The sequence below is a fragment of the Jiella sonneratiae genome, from assembly GCF_017353515.1.
Lineage (GTDB): Bacteria > Pseudomonadota > Alphaproteobacteria > Rhizobiales > Rhizobiaceae > Jiella > Jiella sonneratiae.
Map to the genome: position 1 here is coordinate 49,897 of NZ_JAFMPY010000010.1, position 25,220 is coordinate 75,116.

General features: G+C 68.0%; 25 protein-coding genes. 8 read left to right on the forward strand and 17 right to left on the reverse strand.

Annotated elements, in window-relative coordinates; translation table 11 throughout:
* Positions 1-67 precede the first annotated feature (67 nt).
* Positions 68-1,249, forward strand: a complete 1,182-nt coding sequence (locus J1C47_RS11510; protein ID WP_207350911.1) for an acetyl-CoA C-acetyltransferase — start codon at positions 68-70, stop codon at positions 1,247-1,249.
* Positions 1,250-1,578: 329 nt separating this feature from the next.
* A complete protein-coding gene (locus J1C47_RS11515; protein ID WP_207350912.1) occupies positions 1,579-2,004 on the forward strand; it encodes a nuclear transport factor 2 family protein in 426 nt (141 codons plus the stop codon).
* Positions 2,005-2,087: 83 nt separating this feature from the next.
* Here the strand turns inward: J1C47_RS11515 and J1C47_RS11520 are convergent, their stop codons facing one another.
* Positions 2,088-2,981: a LysR family transcriptional regulator gene (locus J1C47_RS11520; protein ID WP_207350913.1), complete on the reverse strand. Its 894-nt coding sequence runs from the start codon at positions 2,979-2,981 to the stop codon at positions 2,088-2,090.
* 127 nt (positions 2,982-3,108) lie between these two features.
* On the opposite strand from J1C47_RS11520, the gene J1C47_RS11525 reads away from it, so the two are divergent.
* The 4 genes from J1C47_RS11525 (at position 3,109) to hemJ (ending at position 5,375) form a co-directional block, all read left to right on the forward strand.
* Positions 3,109-3,504, forward strand: coding sequence for a (R)-mandelonitrile lyase (locus tag J1C47_RS11525; RefSeq protein WP_207350914.1), 396 nt, complete (start codon positions 3,109-3,111; stop codon positions 3,502-3,504).
* 141 nt (positions 3,505-3,645) lie between these two features.
* Entirely contained in the window at positions 3,646-4,389 is a 744-nt protein-coding gene (locus J1C47_RS11530; protein WP_207350915.1) for an SDR family oxidoreductase, read from the forward strand.
* A gap of 31 nt (positions 4,390-4,420) precedes the next feature.
* Complete coding sequence (locus J1C47_RS11535) at positions 4,421-4,648, forward strand: tautomerase family protein (protein ID WP_207350916.1); 228 nt, start codon at positions 4,421-4,423, stop codon at positions 4,646-4,648.
* Positions 4,649-4,871: 223 nt separating this feature from the next.
* Complete coding sequence (hemJ, locus tag J1C47_RS11540; RefSeq protein WP_207350917.1) at positions 4,872-5,375, forward strand: protoporphyrinogen oxidase HemJ; 504 nt, start codon at positions 4,872-4,874, stop codon at positions 5,373-5,375.
* A gap of 809 nt (positions 5,376-6,184) precedes the next feature.
* Here hemJ and J1C47_RS11545 read toward each other — a convergent pair.
* From J1C47_RS11545 to J1C47_RS11610, 14 genes are all read right to left on the reverse strand, one after another.
* Entirely contained in the window at positions 6,185-7,198 is a 1,014-nt protein-coding gene (locus tag J1C47_RS11545; protein ID WP_207350918.1) for a dihydrodipicolinate synthase family protein, read from the reverse strand.
* A 401-nt stretch (positions 7,199-7,599) separates the two neighbouring features.
* A complete protein-coding gene (locus J1C47_RS11550; RefSeq protein ID WP_207350919.1) occupies positions 7,600-8,079 on the reverse strand; it encodes a F0F1 ATP synthase subunit B in 480 nt (159 codons plus the stop codon).
* A gap of 13 nt (positions 8,080-8,092) precedes the next feature.
* The gene (locus J1C47_RS11555) at positions 8,093-8,692 is read right to left on the reverse strand and encodes a F0F1 ATP synthase subunit B (RefSeq protein WP_207350920.1); all 600 of its coding nucleotides are present in this window, start codon (positions 8,690-8,692) and stop codon (positions 8,093-8,095) included.
* Positions 8,693-8,771: 79 nt separating this feature from the next.
* The gene (locus tag J1C47_RS11560) at positions 8,772-8,999 is read right to left on the reverse strand and encodes a F0F1 ATP synthase subunit C (RefSeq protein ID WP_134764362.1); all 228 of its coding nucleotides are present in this window, start codon (positions 8,997-8,999) and stop codon (positions 8,772-8,774) included.
* 97 nt (positions 9,000-9,096) lie between these two features.
* Positions 9,097-9,855 (reverse strand): F0F1 ATP synthase subunit A, encoded by a 759-nt coding sequence (locus tag J1C47_RS11565; protein ID WP_207350921.1) that lies wholly within the window; start codon positions 9,853-9,855, stop codon positions 9,097-9,099.
* 108 nt (positions 9,856-9,963) lie between these two features.
* Entirely contained in the window at positions 9,964-10,413 is a 450-nt protein-coding gene (locus tag J1C47_RS11570) for an AtpZ/AtpI family protein (RefSeq protein ID WP_207350922.1), read from the reverse strand.
* A 164-nt stretch (positions 10,414-10,577) separates the two neighbouring features.
* Positions 10,578-11,966, reverse strand: coding sequence for a GntT/GntP/DsdX family permease (locus J1C47_RS11575; protein WP_207350923.1), 1,389 nt, complete (start codon positions 11,964-11,966; stop codon positions 10,578-10,580).
* Positions 11,967-12,042: 76 nt separating this feature from the next.
* Positions 12,043-12,573 carry a gluconokinase gene (locus J1C47_RS11580; RefSeq protein ID WP_245396508.1) on the reverse strand — a complete coding sequence of 177 codons (531 nt, stop codon included), beginning with the start codon at positions 12,571-12,573 and terminating at the stop codon, positions 12,043-12,045.
* A gap of 231 nt (positions 12,574-12,804) precedes the next feature.
* On the reverse strand, positions 12,805-13,317 hold the full coding sequence (locus tag J1C47_RS11585) for a cytochrome b (RefSeq protein ID WP_207350924.1): 513 nt from the start codon (positions 13,315-13,317) through the stop codon (positions 12,805-12,807).
* A gap of 236 nt (positions 13,318-13,553) precedes the next feature.
* Entirely contained in the window at positions 13,554-13,946 is a 393-nt protein-coding gene (locus J1C47_RS11590) for a PepSY domain-containing protein (RefSeq protein ID WP_207350925.1), read from the reverse strand.
* A gap of 121 nt (positions 13,947-14,067) precedes the next feature.
* On the reverse strand, positions 14,068-14,502 hold the full coding sequence (locus J1C47_RS11595; RefSeq protein WP_207350926.1) for an EamA family transporter: 435 nt from the start codon (positions 14,500-14,502) through the stop codon (positions 14,068-14,070).
* Between the two features lie 155 nt (positions 14,503-14,657).
* On the reverse strand, positions 14,658-16,061 hold the full coding sequence (locus J1C47_RS11600) for a HAMP domain-containing sensor histidine kinase (RefSeq protein WP_207350927.1): 1,404 nt from the start codon (positions 16,059-16,061) through the stop codon (positions 14,658-14,660).
* Complete coding sequence (locus J1C47_RS11605) at positions 16,048-16,725, reverse strand: response regulator transcription factor (protein WP_207350928.1); 678 nt, start codon at positions 16,723-16,725, stop codon at positions 16,048-16,050. The genes J1C47_RS11600 and J1C47_RS11605 overlap by 14 nt, the downstream gene beginning before the upstream one ends.
* Positions 16,722-17,318, reverse strand: a complete 597-nt coding sequence (locus J1C47_RS11610) for a fused DSP-PTPase phosphatase/NAD kinase-like protein (protein ID WP_207350929.1) — start codon at positions 17,316-17,318, stop codon at positions 16,722-16,724. The genes J1C47_RS11605 and J1C47_RS11610 overlap by 4 nt, the downstream gene beginning before the upstream one ends.
* A gap of 351 nt (positions 17,319-17,669) precedes the next feature.
* Here J1C47_RS11610 and phoA point away from each other — a divergent pair, with 351 nt between their 5' ends.
* Entirely contained in the window at positions 17,670-19,106 is a 1,437-nt protein-coding gene (gene phoA, locus J1C47_RS11615; RefSeq protein ID WP_245396519.1) for an alkaline phosphatase, read from the forward strand.
* A gap of 109 nt (positions 19,107-19,215) precedes the next feature.
* On the opposite strand, the gene ilvD is transcribed toward phoA, so the two are convergent.
* Positions 19,216-21,051, reverse strand: coding sequence for a dihydroxy-acid dehydratase (gene ilvD, locus J1C47_RS11620; protein ID WP_207350931.1), 1,836 nt, complete (start codon positions 21,049-21,051; stop codon positions 19,216-19,218).
* Between the two features lie 212 nt (positions 21,052-21,263).
* The gene (gene secA / locus J1C47_RS11625) at positions 21,264-23,984 is read right to left on the reverse strand and encodes a preprotein translocase subunit SecA (RefSeq protein WP_207350932.1); all 2,721 of its coding nucleotides are present in this window, start codon (positions 23,982-23,984) and stop codon (positions 21,264-21,266) included.
* A 285-nt stretch (positions 23,985-24,269) separates the two neighbouring features.
* Here secA and J1C47_RS11630 point away from each other — a divergent pair, with 285 nt between their 5' ends.
* On the forward strand, positions 24,270-25,166 hold the full coding sequence (locus J1C47_RS11630; RefSeq protein WP_207350933.1) for a peptidylprolyl isomerase: 897 nt from the start codon (positions 24,270-24,272) through the stop codon (positions 25,164-25,166).
* Positions 25,167-25,220 lie beyond the last annotated feature (54 nt).

Here is a 25,220-nt window from a genome sequence, read left to right on the forward strand (position 1 = left end):
CCGGCAAGGATCGAGGGCCCCCGACGGCCGACCGACCGTCTCGGCACGCAGGGCAGGAGGAGCCGGCATGAACGTCCCCATCGTCATCGTCGCCGCGCGGCGCAGCGCCATCGGCAAACTCGAGGGCGCGTTCGCGGACTTGTCGGCCGCAGAGCTCGGCGCGGCGGTCGTCTCCGACCTTCTCGCGGCGACGAGGATCGAGCCCGAACGCGTCTCGGAGGTGATCCTCGGCCAGGTCCTGACCGGCGGGGCCGGGCAGAATCCCGCCCGCCAGACCGCGCTGAAGGCCGGGCTGCCGGTCAAGGTGCCGGCCACGACCGTCAACATGGTCTGCGGCGCGGGACAGAAATCCATCCATTTCGGCCTGCAGGCGATCCGATCGGAAGAAGCCGAGATCGTCGTGGTCGGCGGCCAGGATTCCATGAGCCAGGCGCCGCACTTGCTCTACCGATCGCGCCGGGGCTCGAAGATGGGCGACACGGCGCTGAAGGATTCGATGGTCGTCGACGGCCTGATGGATGCCTTCCACGACGTTCATATGGGTGTGACCGCCGAAGAGTTTTCGCAACGCTACCAGATCACCCGCGACGCCCAGGACGCCTTCGCCGAGCAGTCCCAGCAAAAGACCGCGAGGGCCATGGAGGCCGGCCGCTTCGACGCCGAGATCGTGCCGATCGACGTTGCGGGAAAACGCGGGACGACGCGTGTCCTGCGGGACGAACACCCGAATCCGGCATCGACCGTGGAAAGCCTGAGGTCGCTCAAGCCCGCCTTCGCGGAGGGGGGGACGGTGACCGCCGGAAACGCCTCGGGACTGAACGACGGCGCGGCGGCGCTGGTCATCATGAGCGAGGCGACGGCCGAGCGGCTCGGACTTGAGCCTCTCGCGCGGATCGCCGCAGCGGCCTCGGCCGGCGTCGAGCCGATGCTGATGGGGCTCGGTCCCGTCGCGGCCTCGCGGCGTGCGCTCGAAAAGGCCGGATGGAGGCCGGGGGATCTCGATCTCGTCGAGGTCAACGAGGCCTTCGCGGTCCAGGCGATCGCCGTCAACCGCGAGATGGGCTGGGACACCGACCGGGTGAACGTCAACGGAGGCGCGATCGCCCTCGGCCACCCGCTCGCCGCCTCCGGCGCCCGCATCGTCGTCACGCTGCTGCACGAGATGATCAGGCGCGACGCCAGACGGGGCCTTGCAACCCTTTGCATCGGCGGCGGCCAGGGCATCGCCACCTGCCTGGAGCGCGTCTGAGGCGGGATAGTCTGAGCCTTGTTCACAGGACACGGCGCTGTCGCTGAGGTCGACACGATCCGCTGGCTTCGAGGATTCCGTCGCAAAAGGATCCTGGCCCGCGCCCCGTTTTGACCGGCCAGGTGGCGTGGCCGACGAGGCGACGAAATCCGCCTGTGCGTGCGACGATGGCGAAATCTCCTGATGGCCCCTTTTCGCGGGTTGAGAGGGTCGCTTCCGTCCAGCACCGCCGCGGTGGTCGACCGCTGAGAGAGGGCAGCGGCGACGACAGGATGGCGCAGGAGCCTTGCCGGTTGTATTCTGAGCGAAAGCGATCCGGGGAGGAAATCATGGCCGACAGCGAACGCGTGGCGATTCTGAGGCATGCCTATCGATGCTGGGTGGAGTGCTCCGGCGCCGATCGGAACGTCTGGCTGGATTTTGCCGCCGACGACGTGGTTCTCCATTCGCTCCAGACAGAGAAGGGCGAACACCCCCTGGCGATCGCAGACGTCTATCGGGGACGCGAGGAGCTCGGCGCCTATTTCGACGCGTTGGAGCGGGACTGGGAGATCCTCGCCTTCGATCCGCAGACCTTGATCGAACAGGGCGACGAGGTCGCAGCGTTCCTGATCGTGAAGGTTCGCGCCAAGGCTACCGGCAAGATCGCCCGCACCTGGCTCGGCCACTGGTGGACCTTCGAAGGCAACCGCTTCCTGAAGCTGGTCGAGGTCTTCGACGGCACCAAGGCGCTGATGGCGATGACGCCGGACTGAGGCCGCCGTCGATCAGGGGCATGGATGGCTTTGCCCGCGCGGGGGCGAGGCGTCGTTCCGCCGGACGTGACGAGACCGAACCTTCAGCCGCGATGGCGAAGGGCTTCGACGAGGAGGGCAAAGGCCGGCGACTGCTGACGGCGGCTCGGATAGTAAAGGTGATAGCCGGAAAACGGCTCGCACCAGTCCTCCAGCACACGGACGAGGCGGCCGCTTTCGACGTGCGGCAGGACTTCGGTCTCCGGCACATAGGCGAGGGAGAGCCCGTCCAGCGCCGCCTGCACCAGAAGAAACACGCTATTGAAAACCACCTGGCCGTCGACACGCACGCGCAACTCGCGGCTGTCCTTCTCGAACTCCCAGGCATAGAGCCCGCCATGGGTCGGCAGGCGGAGATTGGCGCAGGAATGGGCGGTCAGATCCTGCGGCGTCAGCGGCGGATTTCGCCCGGTGAAATAACCGGGGCTGCCGACCACGGCCATGCGCATCGGCGGTGCGATCGGCACCGCGATCATGTCCTTTGCCACGATCTCGACATTGCGCACCCCGGCGTCGTAGCGCTCGGCAACGATGTCGGCGAGGCCGAAATCGATCACGATCTCGACCCTGATGTCGGGATAGCCCGGCAGGAAGCGCGCCAGCGCCGGCCAGAGGACGCGATTGGCGGCATGCTCGTCGGCGGTGATGCGGATGGTGCCGGCCGGCTTCTCCCGCAATTCGCTCAAGGCGGAGAGTTCCGCCTCGATCTCGTCCAGCCGGGTTCCGAGCGTCGATGCGAGCCGCTCGCCGGCTTCCGTCGGTGCGACGCTGCGGGTCGTGCGGGTGAGCAGGCGCAGACCGAGCCGCGCTTCCAGATTGCGGATCGTCTGGCTGAGCGCCGATTGCGTGACGCCGAGCTTGGCGGCCGCCCTGGTGAAACTGCGGGCGCGGGCGACGGCGAGGAAGGCGGCCAAGTCGTTCAGGTTCTCATGCGGCATTCATTAGGTCTTCTAATGGGTTCAATCGGATCATATGGGCTAATCGCCGCGGCGGGAAACGACTACCTCATCGGACGAAGCCGGCGCCCGCCGTCTCGGGGCGCCGAAGCAAAGAAGGAATTGTCCCATGGATATCAAACGCAGCGGTTCGCAGCCCTCCGGCAAAGGCCCCGACGAATACTTCACCGGGACGGTGCGCATCGATCCCCTGATGAGCCCGCCGGAGCCGGCGCGCGTTGCCGGCGCCAGCGTGACCTTCGAGCCGGGCGCGCGGACCGCCTGGCACACCCATCCGCTCGGCCAGACGCTGATCGTCACCTTCGGGCTTGGCCGGGTCCAGCGCGAAGGCGGGCCGATCGAGGAGATCCGCCCCGGCGACGTCATTTACTTCGAGCCGGGCGAAAAGCACTGGCACGGCGCCGCGCCGACCACGGCGATGACGCATATCGCCATCCAGGAAAAGCTGAACGGCTCGCCTGTCGACTGGATGGAGAAGGTCACGGACGACCAATACGGCGCGTGACGGCCCGGCGGGGCATGATCCCGAAACGCGGGAGCCGGCTTTCGGACAGGTCATGCGCACCCGGGAAGACTTGAGAAGAGAGAGCAGGATGCCGGGCGAAGCCCATCGCATCCGGCTCTCGCCAAGAAAAGGAAGATCGTCATGATCAAGGACAAGGTCGTCATCATCACCGGCGCGTCGTCCGGCATCGGCGAGGCGACCGCCAGGCTCCTCGCCGGCAAGGGCGCCAAGGTGGTTCTCGGCGCCCGGCGCGAAGACAGGCTCGAAGCCCTCGCCGAGGAAATCGGCAAGGCGGGCGGCGCGGTGTCGTATCGCGCGCTCGACGTGACAGAGCCGTCCGACAACGAGGCCATCGTGACACTCGCCAAGGACAGGTTCGGCGGCGTCGATGCGATCTTCCTGAATGCCGGGCTGATGCCGAGCTCGCCGGTCTCGGCGCTCAGGACCGACGAGTGGAACAAGATGGTGGACGTCAACATCAAGGGCGTCCTCAACGGCGTCGCCGCGGCGATGCCGACCTTCCTCAAACAAAAGTCCGGCCATATCGTCGCGACCTCGTCGGTCGCGGGCCTGAAGGCCTATCCGAACAGCGCGGTGTACGGCGGCACCAAGTGGTTCGTGCGGGAATTCATGGAAGTCCTGCGGATGGAATCGGCCATGGAGGGCACGAACATCCGCACCGCGACGATCTATCCGGCGGCGATCAGGACGGAGCTGCTCGATACGATCACCGACAGCCGGGCCTCGGAGGCGATGCACGGCCTTTACGAGAAATTCGGAATTTCGCCGGACCGCATCGCCGACGTCGTCGCCTATGCGCTCGACCTGCCGGCGGATACGACAGTGAGCGAATTCACCGTCGGGCCGGCCAGCCAGCCCTGGTGAGTGAAAGACGAAACACCGAAGGAGGCGTCTCATGCCGCATGTCATCGTGAAACTCTGGCCCGGCAAGACCGAGCAGCAGAAGAGCGAACTCGCCGAAGCCATCACCCGGGATGTGATGGGAATCCTGAATTACGGCCCCGACTCCGTCTCCGTCGGCTTCGAGGAGGTCAGCGCCGACGACTGGCGCGAGAAGGTCTATCAGCCCGACATCGAGGCCAAGGCTTCGGCGCTCTACAAGAAACCGGGATACCGGATGTGAGCACCCGTGCCGTGCGCGGCGGATGAAGGCGGGCGACATCGCCGTCGCCGGCCGCCGGCCGGACCGTCCCGGAGACTCTCCTTTCTGTCTCCGATTGACTTCGGATCGCGCCGCGGGGCACCAAGGGCGGCCGCCTGGAGGGGAGGGGGCGGGACCGTGAATCCCCGCGCACCATTCTGCCGGGCGCTCCCGCCGCGCATTCGACCGAGGACCTCCCGCCCCGATGAAGAACGCCCTCGTCGCCCTTGCCGTCACCGTCGTCCTGGCGGCGCTGATGTTCCTGCTCCTGCCCGATTCGGCCTATCTCTGGGTGAAGTCGGTCCATGTCTTTGCCGTGATCGCCTGGATGGCCGGCATGCTCTATCTGCCGCGGCTCTTCGTCTATCACGCCGGCGCCGAGACCGGCTCGGTCCAGTCGGAGACCTTCAAGGTGATGGAGCGCCGGCTGCTCAAGGGGATCATCAATCCCGCGATGATCGGCACCTGGGTCGCCGGCGTCTGGCTGGCCTTTTCCGGCGGCTGGCTGACCTCCGGCGATGCCTGGCTGCACGTGAAGATCCTGCTCGTCCTGATCATGTCTGGAATCCACGGCATGCTGACTGCCGCGACGCGGCGCTTCGCCGAGGACCGGAACGAGAAGTCCGCCCGCTACTGGCGGGTGCTGAACGAGGTGCCGGCGGTGCTTTTGATCGGCATCATCGTGCTCGTCGTGGTGAAGCCGTTCTGAGCATTCAGATAGCCAGCAAATGAAAATTCGAGCAACTGCCCGTTTTACATAAGTGTCTGTATTTCAAATAGAATCGAATAGATTTTCTCTCTCGCCATGGCTCGGTCGGCGATTTTGGGTGGAAGCGGCAGCGTGTCATTGCTAGATCGCTACGTCTCAAGGTTTCTAATTCCAGTTGTTGTAGTGCGAGATTTTGCGGCAGGGCTGAAACCACTTTTTGACGAATGGCGGAGATAAGGAGTCTAAACGATGGACCACGCTATCCGAACGTTGAGGTTAGTAGTGCCAAGCTCTGCCGAACTGACGGTCGAATTGTCATTCAGTTTGATACTCTGGTTCGTCGCCGGAGCATATGTCACGTCGACCTTGGCATATCTGTTCCCCGCCTTAGGCGGATTTCTTCCCGCCATTTTGGGTGGATTGATCGGGGCGGGTATCAGCCGGCTTGTTGGGCGTCTGTAGATCTCACGATGAATGCGCCATGGATTTGGTTTGCTAACCCCATTTCGTCGTTGGCTATTGGAGTATTTTCACTTCTGCTTTTCAGAATTAAAGGATATCATCGGAACAGCTCAGGCCAGCTTCTTCGTAGGCGATTGGGTAGCGTATTTATTCTCTCATGCTCGACTTACACCTTTTTCGTGGTGGTTTTTTCGGAGCTCGTCCTCCACGGACCGTCCACGAGTATTATGGTCTCCCAGGGTTTCGGGGAGCAGCGAGTGGCTTGGTTGTTGGTCGGGGTTGTCACTGACGGCGTCTTTCACATCTGGGACGAGTTTCGACCAGCAGACTGACAGCCTCTCACGTCGCTATCCCTCGCCAATCGTCTGATATCCGGCACCCCCGACCGGCAGGAACGCCCCGGCGAGGTCGGCGGCGGCTCGCACCAGCCGTTCCGACAGGGCTGTGCCATCGACCTTCAGCGGCAGCGGCGCCTCGGGCCAGTGGCGGCCATGGGCGGCGATGTGGTCCATCGCCCGGTTGGCGTTGGAAAAGGCGTTCGCGCCGCCCTCGTCCTTCGCCGCGGCGAAGATCGCGGCGACGGCCTGCGAGAGGTCCGCGGAGAGCGCGTCGGCTTCCTCCCCGCGCCCTTCGGCCTTGAGGGCGAGCAGCCGGCGCAGCGGGTCGGCGAGCGCGTTGCCGGTCGAAAGCAGCCAGCCGTCATAGGGCCCCGCCGGCTTCAGCGCCTCGACATAGCCGCCCTCGGCGCCGCGCACGAGGGCCACCTCGGCGAAGCCGAGCCCACTCTTTGCCACCAAGTCCTCGCCGGAGGAATCCTTGAACAGCGGCACCCGCGGCGACTGCGAAAGACGCGCCATCGTCTCCGGCTCGATGCGGCAGAGCGTGACCTGGGGCAGCTGGTAGACGGCGATCGGCAGGCGGCAGGCCGCGAATACCGCGTCGTAATGGGAGAGGATCGCCGCCTGGCTCGCCTCCCTGTCGACCGGCGGGCAGACCACGGCGCCGGCGACGCGCCGCGCCAGCGCCGGATCCTGCCCGAGCCGCTGCTCCAGCCGTTCGAGCCTTGCGATCACCGCGTCGGTGGTCGGCCGCAGCGCGCCGAAGAGCAGCGAGAGATCCAGCGCCGCGATTTCGGGCGAGGCCGCGAGGTCGATGAGCGCGTCGAAGGCCGCGTCGTCGAGCTCCCAGCCGTCGCCGGTCGAGCCGGCGAGCATCACCTGCCGCACCTGCGGCCGGATGTGGCGGATATGGGCGAGCATCCGCGCGAGATCGACGGTGCCCGCCGCGCCGGGCGCGTAATGGGTGAGCACCGGAACGAAGAGGGCGTCGGCGAGGCGGCTTGTCGATGGCTCGGGGTTCATCCTGGGTCGGCTCCTTCCGGCGTGAGCGCAAACGGGGCGCGGGCCAGCGGAGAACTGGCACGCGGGACGCCCCGATCCAGAGGCACCGTCCGGCGCACCGCGGCAATCGGCAAAAACCCAGGCGCTCGGTCGCGGCAGGGCGCGCACCGCGCGACGATGGCCGGCCGTCTGCCGCTCCGTGAAGAAGGAGGGAAGACGCCCCCAAAACCGGCCCCGAGGCCCGTTGGCGCGGGATGAAACGAGCGTCGCTCATCCTCCCGCTCCATCTTCCTGTCTCCGCATGATCTCTTCCGAAAACCGGTTCCCACCGTTCGGGATCATGCTTCAGCGAAATCGCCCGACGAAAAAAGCCGGACCTCGCGGGCCCGGCTCGTCTCGGTTCGGCGATCTTGCCGCGGCGGTCAGTTGAGCCGCTTGCGGACCTCGGCGATCGAATTGTCGACGAAGATGCCGTTCCGGCCGCCGGCATTGCGGTCGGCGATGATCTTGGCGGAGGCCTCGACGGCGAGGTTCACCGCCGATGTTCGAACTTCGGCGACGGCGTCCTTTTCGGCCTGGGCGATCTTCGCCTCGGCCATCGCGGTGCGCCGCTCGACATATTCCTCGTTGCGGCGCTTGGCGTCCTTCAGCATCGCTTCGGCCTCGCGCTTGGCGGCGGCGACGATGTCCTTCGCCTCCTGCTCGGCCTCGCGCCGGCGGCGCTGGAATTCGGCCAGCTGCTGCTTGGCCTCCTCCTTCAGTTCGCGCGCCTCCTCGATCTCCTTGCGGATGCGGGCCGCCCGGTCATCGAGGTTCTTGGTCATCATCGTCGGGGCCTTCACGTAGAAGACCACGACGAAGAAGAGGATCAGGCCGATCAGGGCCCAGAACGTATTGTCCATCGTCGTTCCTCCCTCAGCGGCCGGCTTCGGCGACGGCGCCGGCGATCTCGTCCTGGCTGGCCTCGATGCTCGCGACCTCGCGCAGGATGGTGTCGGTGACGTCGCGGGCGATGCCGTCGACCTCGGAAAGCGCCGAGCGCTTCACCTCGGCGATGCGCGCCTGCGCGGCGTCGAGCTTCTCGTCGAGCTCGCCGTCGAGGCGCTTGCGCTCCGCCTCGGCGTCCTCCCGGGCCGATTCCTTCGCCTCGTGGGCGATGGAATGGGCGCGGCTGCGGGCCTCGGCGAGCTCCTGCTCGTAGGCGGCCTTGGCCTCGTCGGCGTCGGAGCGCATGCGCTCGGCCGCCTCGAGATCGAGGGCGATCCGGTCCCGCCGGTTTTCGAGGATGCCGCCGATGCGCGGCATGATCACCGTCTTCAGCAGCCAGTAGAAGACGCCGAAGGTGATCGCCAGCCACAACAGCTGCGAGGGGTAGAATTCGGGATTGAAGGGGGGAAAGCCGGGCTCGTGGGCACGATCGGCGTGGATCGTCTCACCATGGGCCGAGGCGGCGGCGTCGGCGGGCTGGTGAGCCGTCGTTTCCCCGTCCTGGGCAAAGGCTTCGGTGACGAACATCGCGGGTCTCCGGCAGGAACGACCGGCAGCCCTCGGGGCCGCCGGTCTTCAATGGTCGCTTCGGCTTCTGCGGAAAGTCTCAGACCGCGAAGAGCAGAAGCAGCGCGATGAGCAGCGAGAAGATGCCGAGCGCTTCCGTCACGGCGAAGCCGAAGATCAGGCGGCCGAACTGGCCGTCGGCGGCCGAGGGGTTGCGCAGCGCGCCGGCCAGATACTGGCCGAAGATCGTGCCGAGGCCGATTCCGGCGCCGCCCATGCCGAGGCAGGCGATACCGGCACCGATGAACTTTGCTGCATCCGCTTCCATGTCGATACTCCTTTGAATGGGTTTGATGAGCGGCGGTTGACGGGCGCTGGCGCGCCCTGCGGAGGGTGTTCCGGACCCCGTCCCCGAAGACCGGGGATCAGTGGCCCGGATGGATGGCGTCGTTGAGATACATGCAGGTCAGCACGGCGAAGACGTAGGCCTGCAGCGCCGCCACCAGGAATTCCAGCGCCGTCAGGGCGACGACCATCAGGAGCGGCAGGATGGCGCCGAGGATCCCGAGCGCGCCAAGCGTACCGAGCGAGAAGACGAAACCCGCGAAGACCTTCAGCGTGATGTGCCCCGCCAGCATGTTGGCGAAGAGACGAACCGAGAGCGACACCGGCCGGGAAATGAAGGAGACGATCTCGATCAGGACGACGAGCGGCAACAGCATGGCCGGAACGTCCGGCGGCACGAACAGCTTGAACCAGTGCAGGCCGTGCTTCATCAGCCCGTAGACGATGACGACGCCGATCACCAGCATGGCCAGGGCGAAGGTGACGATCAGGTGGCTGGTCACCGTGAAGAAATACGGGAACATGCCGAGCAGGTTCGCGACGAGCACGAACATGAAGATCGAGAACACGAAGGGGAAGAACCGCATTCCCGCCGGGCCCGCCGCATCGCGCAGCATGTTGGCGGTGAACTCGTAGGTCAGCTCGGTGACCGACTGGCCGCGCGAGGGAACGAGCCCCCGGCCCCTTGTCGTGTAGTAGAGAAAGGCGGCGGTGATGGCGACCGTCAGCACCATGAAGAGGGCGGAATTCGTAAAGGAGAAGTCCCAGTCACCGATGCGGATCGGCACGATACGGTTGATCTGGAACTGGTGTATCGGATCTGTCGGGTCGTGTTCCAAACGGCCTGGTCCTTCGTCGAATAAAGACGCCCAAAGAGAGACGGATTGCCCATAGCGTTCCCGCGGGCTCGAAGCAACACCCCCGAAGACGCAATCGCTCCGTTTCGTTCAGCTTTCCCGATCTTCGCGGGGTCGGGGCGGCGGCGCATCTGCGGAAGGTGCCGGCTTCGGGGCGACGGATCTCAGGACGTTCCGCACGCCCGCGGCAAAGCCGATCATCAGGAAGAAGACCAGAAACAGCGGCATCGTGCCGGCCAGCCTGTCGATGCCGTAGCCGATCGCCGCGCCGACGACGATGCCCGCGACGAATTCGCTCGCAAGCTTCAGCCCCTCGGCCATGCCCTGCGCATTGGCCGAGCGGTGCCTGGTGCCTTCCTCGGCGGCGCGCCGCGCCTGGTGGGCGGCGAGCCGGCGGTCGAGCTCGCCGCGCCGCGCGTCCCAGGCCGCCGTGTCGCCGGCGCCCTGGGGACCGGCGCCGTGGGGACTGGCGCCCTGGGGGTCGGCGCTCGTGCGGCGGCCCGTCTCGCCGCTGCCGCTCTGGTCATCGCCCGTCGTCATCGCCCGTCGCCATCAACTGCCGCCGTCTGATCCCGTTGCTTTGCGGCCTTCCGGCTCGCCTGCCGCCGGTGTGCCGGTTCGAGGGCCGCCGCGCAAGCGGTATCCGGTGCAGGCGGAGCGCGCGGCCGAGGGCGACCTCGGGGAAGCCGCCGCAGCGGGCGCGTTCAGCCGCCGAAGGCGACGTAGAGCAGGCAGGCGATGGCGAAGCCGACGAAGCCGATCAGCGTCTCCATCACCGTCCAGGTCTTCAGCGTCGTCTTGACGTCCATGTCCATGAAGCGCCCGACCAGCCAGAAGCCGGAATCGTTGACATGGCTGAGCGCCAGCGAGCCGGACGCCAGCGCGACGACGATCGCCGCCAGCGGAAAGCCGCTGATTCCCTCGCTCTGGATCGCCGGCTGGATCAGCCCCGCGGCGGTGATCAGCGCGACGGTGGCGGAGCCTTGTGCGATTCGCAGCGCCAGCGCGATGACGAAGCCGGAAACGATCAGCGGCAGGCCGATCCCCGTCAGCGTCTCGGCCAGCGCGTCGCCGATCCCGGTCGCCTTCAGGACGCCGCCGAACATGCCGCCGGCGCCGGTGATGAGGATGATGGCGCAGACCGGGGCGAGGGCCGAATCGAGCAGCGTCTCGACCCGCAGCTTGTCGAGGCCGCGGCGGATGCCGAGGACCCAGCTCGCGACGAGGACGGCGACGAGGAGGGCGATCGGCGTCGCGCAGACGGCCCGCAGGAAGCCGAACCAGCCGGCATTCCCGTCGACCCATCCCGCCGCGCGGGCCGCGTCGAGCCCGGTGTTGACGAAGATGATCGCCAAAGGCAGCAACAGGAGGAGGATCACCGTCGCGGGCCGCGGCGGATCGGCCATGTCCTCCTCGCGCTCGCCGCCGGAGAGGAAGTCCGGCACCTTCAGGACGAAGCGGCTGCCGGCGAAGACCCCGTAGAGATAGCCGGCGACGAACCAGGTCGGGATCGCGACGATCAGCCCGACGATGGTCAGGATGCCGATGTCGGCGCCGAGCAGTTCGGCGCTTGCGACGGGGCCGGGATGCGGCGGCACGAAGGCGTGCATGCAGGAAAAGGCGGCCGCGACCGGCAGGCCGTAGCGCAGCACCCCGCCGCCGAGGCGCCGGGCGACGGAGAAGACGATCGGCAGCATGACGACGAGGCCGGCATCGAAGAAGATCGGGAAGCCGAAGATCAGCGAGGCGACGCCGAGGGCGAGGGGCGCGCGCTTTTCGCCGAAGCGGGCGATCAGCGCGTCGGAAAGCGTCTGCGCGCCACCCGAAACTTCGACCAGCCGGCCCAGCATCGCCCCGAAGCCGACGAGCAGCGCCACCGAGGCGAGCGTCGAGCCGAAACCCTTGGTCAGGACGTCGAGCACGGCGCTGGACGGCAGGCCCGCGGCGAAGGCGGTGACCAGGCTGACCATCACCAGCGCGATGAAGGCGTGGATCCGGAACTGGATGATGAGGACGAGGAGGAGCGCGATGGCCCCGGCGGCGATGGCGAGGAGCGTTCCGGCTCCGAGCGTCTGGTGAAATCCCTCCGGCACGCGGCTGGCTCCGTCTGGTTGGATGATGCGATCGAAGGCGTCGGCGTCCAGGGTGGCCGGCGGGCGGCCCGGAGCGTCAGGCGATCGACGGTTCGAGCCCGAGCTTCGTCAGGATCTCGTGGACGACCTCCTCGGGCGGCACCGCGACGGAGACGGTGATTCCGTCCTCGTCGGCGGTGAGCGGCTGCAGGTCGGCAAATTGCGAGGCGAGCAGCGAGGGCGGCATGAAATGGCCCTTGCGGTGGGACATGCGAGCCGCGACGAGCTCGACGTCGGCCTCGAGCGCGACGAAGCAGACCCTGGCGTCCGCCTCGCGCAAGAGGTCGCGGTAGCTGTGCTTCAGGGCCGAACAGGTGAGCACCGTCGAGACGCCGCGCGCCGCCTCGCGGCTGATCCAGTCGCGGATGGCGGCGAGCCAGGGGGCGCGGTCGGCGTCGTCGAGGGCGATGCCGCTGGTCATCTTGTCGATGTTGGCCCGGGGGTGGAATTCGTCGGCCTCGGCGAAGGGCCAGCCGAGCCGTGCTGCGATCAGTTCGGCCGTCGTCGACTTGCCGACACCGGATGGCCCCATGATCACGAGGGCCGTCGGTCCCGCGGCTTCGCCCATCACCATACTCCGTCACCAGGGTCGCCGGCCTTCGGCCGGTCGAATCATCGGGTGACTATAAGAGCGTCGTGGCGAATGGAAATGCCGACGGGCGCCGCAATGCGTGGAAGCCGCCGGCTGCCGGACCGGCCGAGCCGGCCGTGGCGGGACGAGCGGAAGGCGGCGTGCGCGGAGCGACGCCGCCTTCACGGGACCGGACGGTCAAGGACGTCGGCCCGGTCCCGGTGCTTCTCAGCCGTGGCGCAGGCCGGGGATCATCCGCTTGAGGGCCGGCGAGCGGAACCAGAAATGCTGGGCGAGGGCGCCGAGGACGTGCAGCCCGACGAGCGCGAGCAGCGGGTTCCACAGGAAGGCGTGATAGCCGGCGAGGGCGTCGTTGCCGGTGAACCAGGCGGCGAGGCCGAGGAGCGGCATCGCCAGGAGGACCGCATAGAGGAGGAAATGCGTGACCTTCGCCAAGCCAAGCGCCCAGGTCGGATCCGCGGCATCGTGCGGCGGACGGCCGGAGACGAAGCGGTCGACCAGCCTGAGGGCCGCCGCGACGAGAACGAGGGTGCCGATGACGATGTGGCCGTAGCCGAGGACCGTCGTCGTCTGGTCGACCCCCCGGCCCTCGAGCGTCGCGTCCCAGAAGTCGCTCATGAACTCGCCCTCGATCCACTGGCAGACGAGGAGGACGACGATCGTCCAGTGCAGGAAGACGTTGAGGCTGCTCCAGTGCGAGGGTCGTGGCGTTGCCGGCATGGCGGGCTCCTGAAGGGTGGGGTGAATGGTTCCGGCCCTTCATGCCGTGCCGCCGATGCCGGCGGATTTCCGCAACTATACGCTTCGGTAATCGGCGCAATCTCCGGCGGAGCGCGAACGCCCGCCCGCCCCGCGCCGCCCCCCTTTCCGCCGGTCTCGATCGCTTCCGGACGCGAAGGCGCCCCTGCCGCGGAGGGCAGGGGCGCCAGTATTTCGGATCGGTGCGGCGGCGATCGTCAGTCGCCGTCTTCCATCTCGTCCCCGTCCTGCGACTTGGCGGCCGTCTCGCCCTCCGCTTCGTCCGAGGCGTTGCGGGCGATGTTGCCGGTGGAGGCGTCGACCATCACGGTCTCGCGCGAGCCGTCGGCCTTGGCGAGCTCGATCTCCCAGGCATTGTCGCCGGCCTCGTCGGAGATCGCGGCGTCGAGCGCTTTGGCTCCGGTCGCCTGTTCGGCCTTGGCGAGGGCCTGCGACAGCGGGATCGTCGCGGTGAGCGCCTTCCGGACTTCCGCCCCGTCGGCCTGGCCCTCGCCCTTTTCGGCGGCGAGGCTCGCGCCGCAGGCGGCAAAAAGAAGCACTCCGCCGGCGGCTGCGGTCGCGATGCGGGTCGTGATCGTTCGGGTCTTCATCGTTCGTGCCTTTCGTTGGCGAGCCATCGTGCTGGCCCGGCCGAACCATGGCGGCACGAGATGACGCGGACGATTCCGGGCCTATACGGATGATTATAGACGGGGCGCGCCTGCCGGGCGATCAGCCCAGCGTGACGAGCCAGGCGCCGAGGGCGATGAGCGCGACGCCGGCCCAGTTGGCGGGTGCGAGCCGCTCGCCGAGGAAGACGGCGCCGAACACCGCGACGAGGACCACCGACAGCTTGTCGACGGGGGCGACGCGGGCCGCGTCGCCGAGCTTCAGCGCCCGGAAATAGCACAGCCACGAGGCGCCGGTGGCAAGGCCGGACAGCGCCAGGAAGACAAGCGCGCGCGATGGCAGCGACGCCGGCGAACGCCACTGTCCGGTGGCGCTGACGATGAGGAAGAGCAGCGCCGCGACGACGAGCGTGCGGATGAAGGTCGCGAGGTCGGAGGGGATCTCGGCGACGCCGACCTTGGCGAGAACCGCCGTCAGCGCGGCGAAGACCGCGGCAAGAAGCGCCCAGAATTGCCAGGCGCCCGTCAGGCTGGTCATGGCGATCTCCATGGTTCGACAGGGTGCGGTCCGGCCCTGATACATCAAAGGGTGGCCGCCGGGGCCACCCCTTAATCACGGCGGGTTCGAGCCCTCGGGCTGCCGCGCTCAGCCTTCGGCCGGGGCCTCCCGAAGCGGCCGGTCGGTCGCCGGGGTCAGCCGCGGTCGGCGGCGAGCGGCAGGGTGACGCGCACCCTCAGCCCCGGCGCCGCGTCGAGGGCCTCGGCGCTTCCGCCATGCAGTTCGGCGATCGCCGCGACGAGGGCGAGCCCGAGGCCGCTGCCGGGAGTCGTGCGGCTCTGGTCGAGCCGGTAGAGGCGCTGGAAGATCTTCGCGCGCTCGCCATCCGGCACGCCCGGCCCGTCGTCGGCGACGTCGAGCCGCGCGACCCCGTCAGAGGCATGCAGCGAGATCGCGATGCGGCCGGGCGGCGGGACGTGGTTGATGGCGTTTTCGATGAGATTGGCGAGAAGCTGGGTCAGAAGTTCCTCGTCGCCCTCGACATGCGCCGCGCCGAGCTCGGCGATGTCGAGGCGGTGGCCCGCATCCGCCGCCACCTCCTCGTAGACCTCGGCGGTGCGCCGCACGACGGCCCGAAGATCGAGGGGGCGAAAGCGCGAGCGCCGCGTGCCGGCCTCGATCTGGGCGATCCTCAGAAGCGCGTGGAAGGTCTCGATCGCCGCGTCGCTCTCCTCGATCGCCGCGTCGATCGCCACCTCGTATTCCTCCGGCGTGCGGGCCCGGCGCCGGACCGAATCGAGCCGCTGGCGCAGCCGCGCAAGCGGCGTCCTCAGATCGTGGGCGATGTCGGTCGAGACCTGCTTCAGGCTGGCGAGCAGCGTCTCGATCCGCGCCAGCATGGCGTTGATGTCGGCGGCAAGACGGTCGAGCTCGTCGCCGCGCCCGGAGACCGGCAGGCGCAGATCGAGCCGGCCGTCGACGATCTGCCGGGTGGTGAGGGCGATCTCGTCGACGCGGCGGGTCGGCCCGCGCGAGACGAGAAAGCCGCCGAGCAGCGCCAGCACCGAGCTGACGACGCCGCCGATCAGCATCGCCGAGAGGATGATCTCCTGGGTCTCGTCGACGATGTGGGAGTTGCGGCCGACCAAAACGTCATAGGGGCCGATGCGTTCGCCGAGCGCGAGGAACAGCATCTCGTGGTCGTGATTGTGCCCGGCGGCGGCGACGAGCGACGGCGAGGAGGCGACGATATCCGGCGCGACGCTTCCCGACTGCCAGCCGGCCCGCCACAGCTCCTTCGGCACGTTGCCGGCGATGCGCCGGCCGCCGGCGTCAAGGACCAGGAAGAAGCGGTCCTCCGAGGCGGCTTCGCCGAGATCGTCGAAATCGTCCTTGAGCGCAGCTTCGCCGCCTGAGGCGAAGCCGGCGCGCAGCCGCGCGACGTCGTCGCCGATCTCGGCCCTGAGGGTCTCGGAGAGTTCCGACGAGGCGACGACGTAGGTGGTGCCGAGAATCGCCAGCACCGAGGCGACGAAGAAGCCGGTGTAGATCAGCGCGACGCGGAAGGAGATCGACCGGAATTCGTCAGGCCGGAACATTCAGGACGTATCCCGAGCCGCGGATGGTCCGGATCATCTCGCCGGCGAATGGCCGGTCGACCTTCGAGCGCAGCCGGCTGACATGGGTCTCGACGACGTTGGTCTTCGGATCGAAGTGGAAGTCCCATACCCGCTCGAGCAGCATGGTGCGGGTCAGCACCCGGCCGCGGTTGCGCATCATGTATTCGAGCAGCCGGAACTCGCGGGGCTGCAGGTCGATCTCGCGGCCTTCGCGCTTCACCGTGCGGGCGATCAGGTTCATCTCGAGCTCGCCGACCCGCAGCACGGTCTCCTCGCGCCTGAGCGGCGAGCGGCGGGCGAGGGCGTTCAGCCGCGCCATCAGCTCGGAAAAGGCGAAGGGCTTGACGAGATAGTCGTCGGCTCCGGCCTCGAGGCCTTCCACCCGGTCGTCGAGGCCGGAGACGGAGGTGAGGAAGATCACCGGCGCGTCGCGGCCGGAGGAGCGCAGCGCCCGGACGATCGACAGCCCGTCGAGCCCGGGCAGCATGCGGTCGACGACGAGGGCGTCGTATTCGCGGGTGCAGGCGAGTTCGAGCCCGATCGGCCCCGATGCGGCGTGGTCGGGATCGTGGCCCTCCTCCTTCAGCCCGCCGACGACGTAGTCGGCGGTGGAGCGGTCATCCTCGATGACGAGCACCTTCATGGCTGACTGTCTCCCGCGGCGAAGGCGCGCGATGCCTCGCGCCGCTGCACGAAATCGACGAAGGCCTCGTCCATAGCCCCGGTGCGGCTGATCAGCCAGGGAAAATGCCCGTAGAAGAACGAAAGCTGGCCGTCCGCCACCGCGGCCGGGCGACCGGCGACGGCATATTCGTAGATGGCGCTGGCGAGGCCGCTGCGGTCGGCGCCGGACTTGCAGTGGATGAGGAGCGGCTTCGGGGCGTCGCGGACGGCCGCCTCGATCCGGGCGAGGGTCTCGGGCGAGGGTTCCTCGTCGGCCGAGATCCCGATGGCGATCTCCTCGACCCCGGACCCTGCGGCGACGAGCGTCTCGTCGCGGTACCATGCGGCGTCGCGATGGGTGCCCCGGAGATTGAGGATCGAGCGGATGTGGTGCGCGTCGATCAGCTTCTGCAGCGCGGCTGGACCGAGTTGGGCGGAGCGGTAGACGAGGTCGGGCTCGACGGTGTGGACGTTGCCGACGATTTGCAGACAGCCGGCATAGGCCGCCGGCAAGGCGCAGAGGAGGAGGACGGCGACGATGCCGTTGCGGACGGATTTCGGCAGCTTGGTCATGGGCGAGGCTCGGGACGTGCCTCTCCCGCCTAGCCCGCCTCGCCTTCCATCAGATGGCCGGCGCTATACGGATCGGTATAGTCCGGCGATCCCGGCGATCCCGGCGATCCCGGCGGTCCCGGCACCGGTCCGCGATCGTGCCCGACCGCGCAAACCGCCGGCCGCTCCCCGCCGGCCTGCAGCCTGCCGGCGAAATATCCGGCGTCTTCGTCGTCCTGTCACATTAGCATTGTCGATTCCGTGGAGAAGGACCTGGCCCACGCCGGTGAGCGGGGCGGATGCGACAACGCAGAGGGTTTCGACATGGAAAAGTTCGCCGCGACGGGCCTTGCGGCCCTTTTGACGACATCGATGCTGGCGGGGCTGGGCGGCCTGGCGCAGGCCCAGGAGGCGAAGACGCCCGAGACGCTGCTTGTGCGCGGCGCGGCCGGCGACCTGACGCAGGCGGCCGGCGCGCGCCGGATGGGCGGCGACGCCACCGCCGACCTGCGCAAGGCGATCATCGACGGCCCGGCCAGAAACGTCATTCTCCTGATCGGCGACGGCATGGGCGATTCGGAGATCACCATCGCCCGCAACTACGCCGAGGGCGCCGGCGGTTACTTCAAGGGCATCGACGCGCTGCCGCTGACCGGGCAGTACACCCACTATTCGCTCGACGAGAAGACCGGCAAGCCGGACTACGTCACCGATTCCGCCGCGTCCGGCACCGGCTGGGCGTCGGGCGTCAAGACCTATAACGGCGCCATCGGCGTCGACATCAAGGGCGAGCCGCACGCGACGCTGCTCGAGCTCGCCAAGGCCGCGGGCCTTGCCACCGGCGACGTCTCGACCGCCGAGCTGCAGGACGCGACGCCGGCGGTGCTCGTCGCGCATGTCACCGGCCGCAAGTGCTACGGCCCGAAGGCGACGAGCGAGAAGTGCCCGTCGAACGCGCTGGAGAACGGCGGCAAGGGCTCGATCACCGAGCAGATGCTTCAGACCCGGCCGGACGTCCTGCTCGGCGGCGGCGCCGAGAGCTTCGAGGAGACGGCGAAGGCCGGCGAGTGGAAGGACAAGACGCTGCGCCAGCAGGCCGAGGCCCGCGGCTTCACCGTCGTCGGCGACGCCGAGGCGCTCCAGAAGGTCGATGCGGCAAACCAGGACAAGCCGCTCATCGGTCTCTTCGCGCCGGGCAACATGCCGGTGCGCTGGAGCGGGCCGAAGGCCTCCTATCACGGCAATGTCGACAAGGAGCCGGTGACCTGCCAGCCGAACGCCGAGCGCGCCGAGAGCGTGCCGACGCTCGCCGCGATGACGCAGAAGGCGATCGACCTTCTGAAGACCAACGACAAGGGCTTCTTCCTGCAGGTCGAGGGCGCCTCGATCGACAAGCAGGACCATGCCGCCAATCCCTGCGCCCAGATCGGCGAGACCGTCGATCTCGACGAGGCGGTGCAGAAGGCGCTGGACTTCGCCAGGAAGGATGGCAACACGCTGGTGATCGTCACCGCAGACCACGCCCATTCCAGCCAGATCATCCCGGTCGACGACAAGGCGCCCGGCCTCACCGAGGCGCTGACGACCAAGGACGGCGCGGTGATGGCGGTCAGCTACGGCAATTCGGAGGGCGACTCGCAGGAGCATACCGGCGCGCAGCTGCGCATCGCGGCCTACGGCCCGGGCGCTGCCAACGTCGTCGGCCTCACCGACCAGACGGATCTCTTCTACACGATCCGCGACGCCCTACAGCTCAAGCAGGCGAACGACGCCGCCTCGGCGGCAAAGCCCGCCGGCACCTCCGGCTGAGGTTTCGGAGCGCGGCCAGTCGCGGAAGCGCGGCGGCACCGCCTGAACGACGAAGGGCCGCCCGGTTCCGCCGGACGGCCCTTCCTGCATCGGATGCGGCGACGAAAAGTCAGTCGACCTGCCGCACGGCGCCCCTCGCGGCGCTGGTGGTCAGCGCGGCATAGGCCTTGAGCGCCTGGGTCACCTTGCGCCTGCGCGGCTCGGCCGGCTTCCAGCCCTTCTCCGCCTGCGCCTCGCGGCGGCGGGCGATTTCGGCGTCGTCGACGCAGAGGTGGATCTTCCGGTTCGGGATGTCGATCTCGATCCTGTCGCCCTCGCGCACGAGGCCGATCGTGCCGCCTTCGGCCGCTTCCGGCGAGACGTGGCCGATGGAAAGGCCCGAGGAGCCGCCGGAAAAGCGCCCGTCGGTGACGAGCGCGCAGGCCTTGCCGAGGCCCTTCGACTTCAGATAGCTCGTCGGATAGAGCATCTCCTGCATGCCGGGGCCGCCGCGCGGCCCCTCGTAGCGGATCAGCACGATGTCGCCGGGCTTGACCTCGTTCGACAGGATCGCCTTCACCGAGGCGTCCTGGCTCTCGAAGATGCGCGCCGGGCCGGAGAAGGTGAGGATCGAGGCGTCGACGCCGGCGGTCTTCACGATGCAGCCTTCCTCGGCGAGGTTGCCGTAGAGCACGGCAAGTCCGCCGTCCCTGGAGAAGGCGTGCTCCGCGTCGCGGATCGCGCCGGTCTCCCGGTCGGTGTCGAGATCGTCCCAGCGCCGCTCCTGACTGAAGGCGACCTGCGTCGGCACGCCGCCGGGCGCTGCACGGTAGAAGTCGTGGACGGTGGTGCTCGAGGTGCGGATCACGTCCCAGCGGTCGAGGGCGTCGGCGAGGGATTCCGCGTGCACCGAGCCGACCGAGGTGTCGATCAGCCCGGCGCGGTCGAGTTCGCCGAGGATCGCCATGATGCCGCCGGCCCGGTGGACGTCCTCCATATGGACGTTGCCGACGGCCGGCGCGACCTTGCAGAGCACCGGAACCCGCCGGGAAAGCCGGTCGATGTCGCTCATCGTGAAGGCCACCTCGCCCTCGTGGGCGGCGGCAAGGAGATGCAGCACCGTGTTGGTCGAGCCGCCCATGGCGATGTCGAGCGTCATGGCGTTCTCGAAGGCGGCAAAGCTCGCGATCGAACGCGGCAGCACGCTTTCGTCGTCCTGTTCGTAATAGCGGCGGGCGAGATCGACGATGAGATGGCCCGCCTCGACGAAGAGGCGGCGCCGGTCGGCATGGGTCGCGAGCGTCGAGCCGTTGCCGGGGAGCGACAGGCCGAGCGCCTCGGTGAGGCAGTTCATCGAATTCGCCGTGAACATGCCGGAGCACGACCCGCAGGTCGGGCAGGCCGAGCGCTCGATCACCTGGACGTCCTCGTCCGACACCCGGTCGTCGGCGGCCGCGACCATGGCGTCGACGAGGTCCAGCGCCTTCTTCTCGCCGGTGGACAGGATCACCTTGCCGGCCTCCATCGGGCCGCCGGAGACGAAGACCACGGGAATGTTGAGCCGCAGCGCCGCCATCAGCATGCCGGGCGTGATCTTGTCGCAGTTGGAGATGCAGACCATGGCGTCGGCGCAGTGCGCGTTGACCATGTATTCGACCGAGTCGGCGATGAGTTCGCGGGACGGCAGCGAATAGAGCATGCCGTCGTGGCCCATGGCGATGCCGTCGTCGACGGCAATGGTGTTGAACTCCTTGGCGACCCCGCCGGCCTGTTCGATCTCGCGGGCGACCAGCTGGCCGAGATCCTTCAGATGGACGTGGCCCGGCACGAACTGGGTGAAGGAGTTGACGACGGCGATGATCGGCTTGCCGAAGTCGCCGTCCTTCATGCCGGTGGCGCGCCAGAGGCCACGCGCGCCGGCCATGTTGCGGCCATGGGTGGTGGTGCGTGAGCGATAGGCGGGCATGGCGGGTCTCTCCGGTCTTCTCAAGGTCTTCGGTCGGTCGGCGCCCGGCATCAGGGGATCGCGGCCCCATCAGAGCCCGCGACGTCAGAGCGCCGTCACGGATGGCCGGGCTCACCCCGAGGCGGCGCCGCGGCGGGCGGCCCCGCGGTAAAACGGCGGGGGACGCTGCGGCGCGGCCGGTCGGGCCGCCGCGGCATCTCATCGCCTGAGCGTCAGACGAAGGCGCCGTGGCAGTGCTTGAACTTCTTGCCCGAGCCGCAGGGGCAGGGCTCGTTTCGACCGACCCGGCCCCAGGTCTCCGGTGCGTTCGGGTCGAGCGTCGAGCGGTCGGCCGGCTCGCCGAGGGCGCTGGTCGGGTAATAGCCGCCGGCCATCTCGTCATAGCCGGTATCCGGGTCGAGATGGTGCCCTTCGACCGGCGGCGGTTCCGGCATGTCCTGGGCGTCCGGCTGCACCAGCTCGACGCGCATCAGCTGGCGGGTGGTGCGTTCGCGCAGGTTTCCGAGCATCGCCTGGAAGAGCTCGAAGGCTTCCGACTTGTACTCGTTCAGCGGGTCGCGCTGGGCATAGCCGCGGAAGCCGATGACCGAGCGCAGATGGTCGAGATTGACGAGATGCTCGCGCCACAGCCCGTCGAGCGTCTGCAGGACGATGGAGCGCTGGACGTAGGTGGTGACCTCCGGTCCGAAACGCTCGCCCTTTTCCTTCGCCGCCGCCTCGGCCGCGGCATTGATGCGCTCGCGCACGTCGCTCTCGTCGATGCCCTCTTCGGCCGCCCATTCGGGGATCGGCAGGTCGAGATTGAGGACCTCCGCGACGTCGGCCTTGAGTTCGCCGGTCGACCACTGCTCCGGATAGGCCTTTTCCGGGATGTGGCGGGCGACCAGCGCCTCGATCGTCTCCTCGCGCATGTCGGCGACGGTCTCGTCCAGCTCCTCGGCGTCCATCAGTTCGAGCCGCTGCTCGAAGATGACGCGGCGCTGGTCGTTCATGACGTCGTCGTATTTCAAAAGGTTCTTGCGGATGTCGAAGTTGCGCGCCTCGACCTTCTTCTGGGCCCGTTCCAGCGCCTTGTTGATCCAGGGGTGGACGATCGCCTCGTCCTCCTTGAGGCCGAGCTTGGTCAGCATGGAATCCATGCGCTCCGACCCGAAGATGCGCATCAGATCGTCCTGGAGCGACAGGTAGAACTTCGAGCGCCCCGGATCGCCCTGGCGGCCGGAGCGGCCGCGCAGCTGGTTGTCGATGCGCCGCGACTCGTGGCGCTCGGTGGCCAGCACGTAGAGGCCGCCGGCCTGAAGCGCCTCGGCCTTCAGCCGCTTGATGTCGGCGCGGATCGCGTCTTCCTTGGCCTTGCGCTCCGGGCCCTCCGGCATGTCGCCGACCTCGCGGGCGATGCGCATGTCGGCATTGCCGCCGAGCTGGATGTCGGTGCCGCGGCCGGCCATGTTGGTGGCGATGGTGACGGCGCCCGGCACGCCGGCCTGGGCGACGATGTAGGCTTCCTGCTCGTGGTAGCGGGCGTTCAGCACCTGGAAGTCCTTGACGCCGTCCTGGCGCAGCCGCTCGGCGAGGAGCTCGGACTTCTCGATCGACGTGGTGCCGACGAGGATCGGCTGGCCGCGGGTCGCCGCGTCCTTGATCTCCTTGACGATCGCCCGGAACTTCTCGTCGAAGGTGCGGTAGACCTCGTCGTCCTCGTCGAGGCGCTGGATCGGCAGGTTGGTCGGGATCTCGACGACGTCGAGGCCGTAGATGTCGCCGAACTCGGCGGCTTCCGTCTGCGCCGTGCCGGTCATGCCGGACAGCTTCTTGTACATGCGGAAGTAGTTCTGGAAGGTGATCGAGGCGAAGGTCTGGTTCTCGGGCTGGACGGTGACGTGCTCCTTGGCCTCCAGCGCCTGGTGCAGGCCCTCCGAATAGCGCCGGCCGGGCATCATGCGGCCGGTGAACTCGTCGATCAGCACGATCTCGTCGCCGCGCACGATGTAGTCCTTGTCGCGCTGGAAGAGCGTGTGGGCCTTCAGCGCGTTGTTGACGTGGTGGACGATCGCCACGTTCTCGATGTCGTAGAGCGAAGAGCCGTGCAGGTGCCCGGCGGCCTCGAGCATGCGTTCGAGCTTCTCGGTGCCGTCCTCGGTGAAGGTGACGGTGCGCTGCTTCTCGTCGAGCTCGTAGTCGCTCTCGGAAAGCTGCGGGATGAAGCCGTCGATGGTCTTGTAGAGGTCGGAGCGGTCGTCGAGCGGGCCGGAGATGATCAGCGGCGTGCGCGCCTCGTCGATGAGGATCGAATCGACCTCGTCGACGATGGCGTAGTGATGGCCGCGCTGCACCATCTGCTCGCGCTCGTACTTCATGTTGTCGCGCAGATAGTCGAAGCCGAGCTCGTTGTTGGTCGCGTAGGTGACGTCGCACCGATAGGCGGCGCGGCGCTGCTCGTCGGACAGGCCGTGGACGATGACGCCGACCGACAGGCCGAGGAAGCGGTAGACCCGGCCCATCCACTCGGCGTCGCGCGAGGCGAGGTAGTCGTTGACGGTGACGACGTGGACGCCCTTGCCCTCGAGGGCATTGAGATAGACGGCGAGGGTGGCGACCAGCGTCTTGCCCTCGCCGGTCTTCATCTCGGCGATGGAGCCCTGGTTCAAGACCATGCCGCCGATCAGCTGCACGTCGAAGTGTCGCATGCCGAGGACGCGCTTGGCGGCCTCGCGGGTGACGGCGAAGGCGGGCACCAGGAGGTCGGCGAGCTTCTTGCCGTCGGCGAGTTCGGCCCGGAAGGCGGCCGTCTTGGCGCTGAGCTCGGCGTCGCTGAGCGCCGCCATCTCGTCCTCGAGTGCGGCGATCGCCTGGATGCGGGGCTGGAACCGCTTGACCACGCGGTCGTTCGCCGAACCCAGCAACTTCCGGGCTAGCCCGCCAAAACTGACCATGAATGGGTCCTTCCGAATATTTCTTTAGAGAGGCGACGCCATCGTTCGAACGCCGGCCGCGGCCGCCGTCCCGGTCGCTCATGACGATGTCGGGAGCCTGTACAATCTCAGCGGAAGGCGGCTGGACTTTCGGTTGGCGCGAGAGATAAGAGGGGGAAAATCCGATGTCAACGTCGGCTTCGCGCCGGCGTTGCGGGCGGCGGCCGGTGCGGCGTCGAAGGGAGCGGCATGCCGGGCGTCGGGAACATCGGTGACATCGTTCGTCCCTGGAAGGAACCCATCTCGATGGTCAGACAACTCGCCGTCCTGCTTTCGGCAGGCGTGTTCATGGCGTTCGCCGCTTCGGGCGCCGCCATTGCCGCCGATGGCGACGTCATCGCCAGGATCGGCAAGGAGAAGGTGACCGAGGCGGAACTGAAGGCGGCGGAGGCCGAGCTCGGCCCGCAGTTCAAGTCGATGCCGGAGGATCGCCGCCGCTTCGCCGTGCTCTCGGCGCTGATCGACATCAAGGCGCTGGCCACCGAGGCCGAGAAGGCCAAGCTGCAGAACGATCCGAAGGTCGCCGCGCAGCTGCAGTTCGAGCACGACCGCACCCTGCACAACGCCTATTTCGCCAAGAACGGCGTCGCCGACGTCAGCGACGCCGAGCTGAAGGCCCGCTACGACAAGGAGATCGCGGCGATGCCGCCGCGCAAGGAGGTGCATGCGCGGCACATCCTCCTGAAGACCAAGGAAGAGGCCGAGGCCGTCATCAAGCAGCTCGAGGGCGGCGCCGACTTCGAGACCGTCGCCAAGGAGAAGTCGACCGGGCCGTCCGGTCCCGACGGCGGCGATCTCGGCTTCTTCGGCCCTGGCCAGATGGTTCCGCCCTTCGAAAAGGCGGCCTTCGCGCTGAAGCCCGGCGAATTCACCAAGGAGCCGGTCCAGACGCAGTTCGGCTGGCACGTGATCAAGGTCGAGGAGACCCGCGACGCGCCGCCGCCGCCCTACGACCAGGTGAAGGACCAGCTGCGCCAGCTCGTCCTGCGCGAAAAATACATGGCGATGGTCGGCAAGGCCCGGCAGCAGCTCGGCATCGAATATGTCGACCCGGCGATGAAGGCGCAGGTCGAGGCGATCGAGAAGGAAGTCGAGAGCGGCCAGCCGGACGCCGGCGGCAAGGCCTCCGGCGCCGCCAAGTGACGCGAGGGCGGGAGCCGGCCCCGCCGGCATCCCGCCGCCCCTCGCCACCACCCG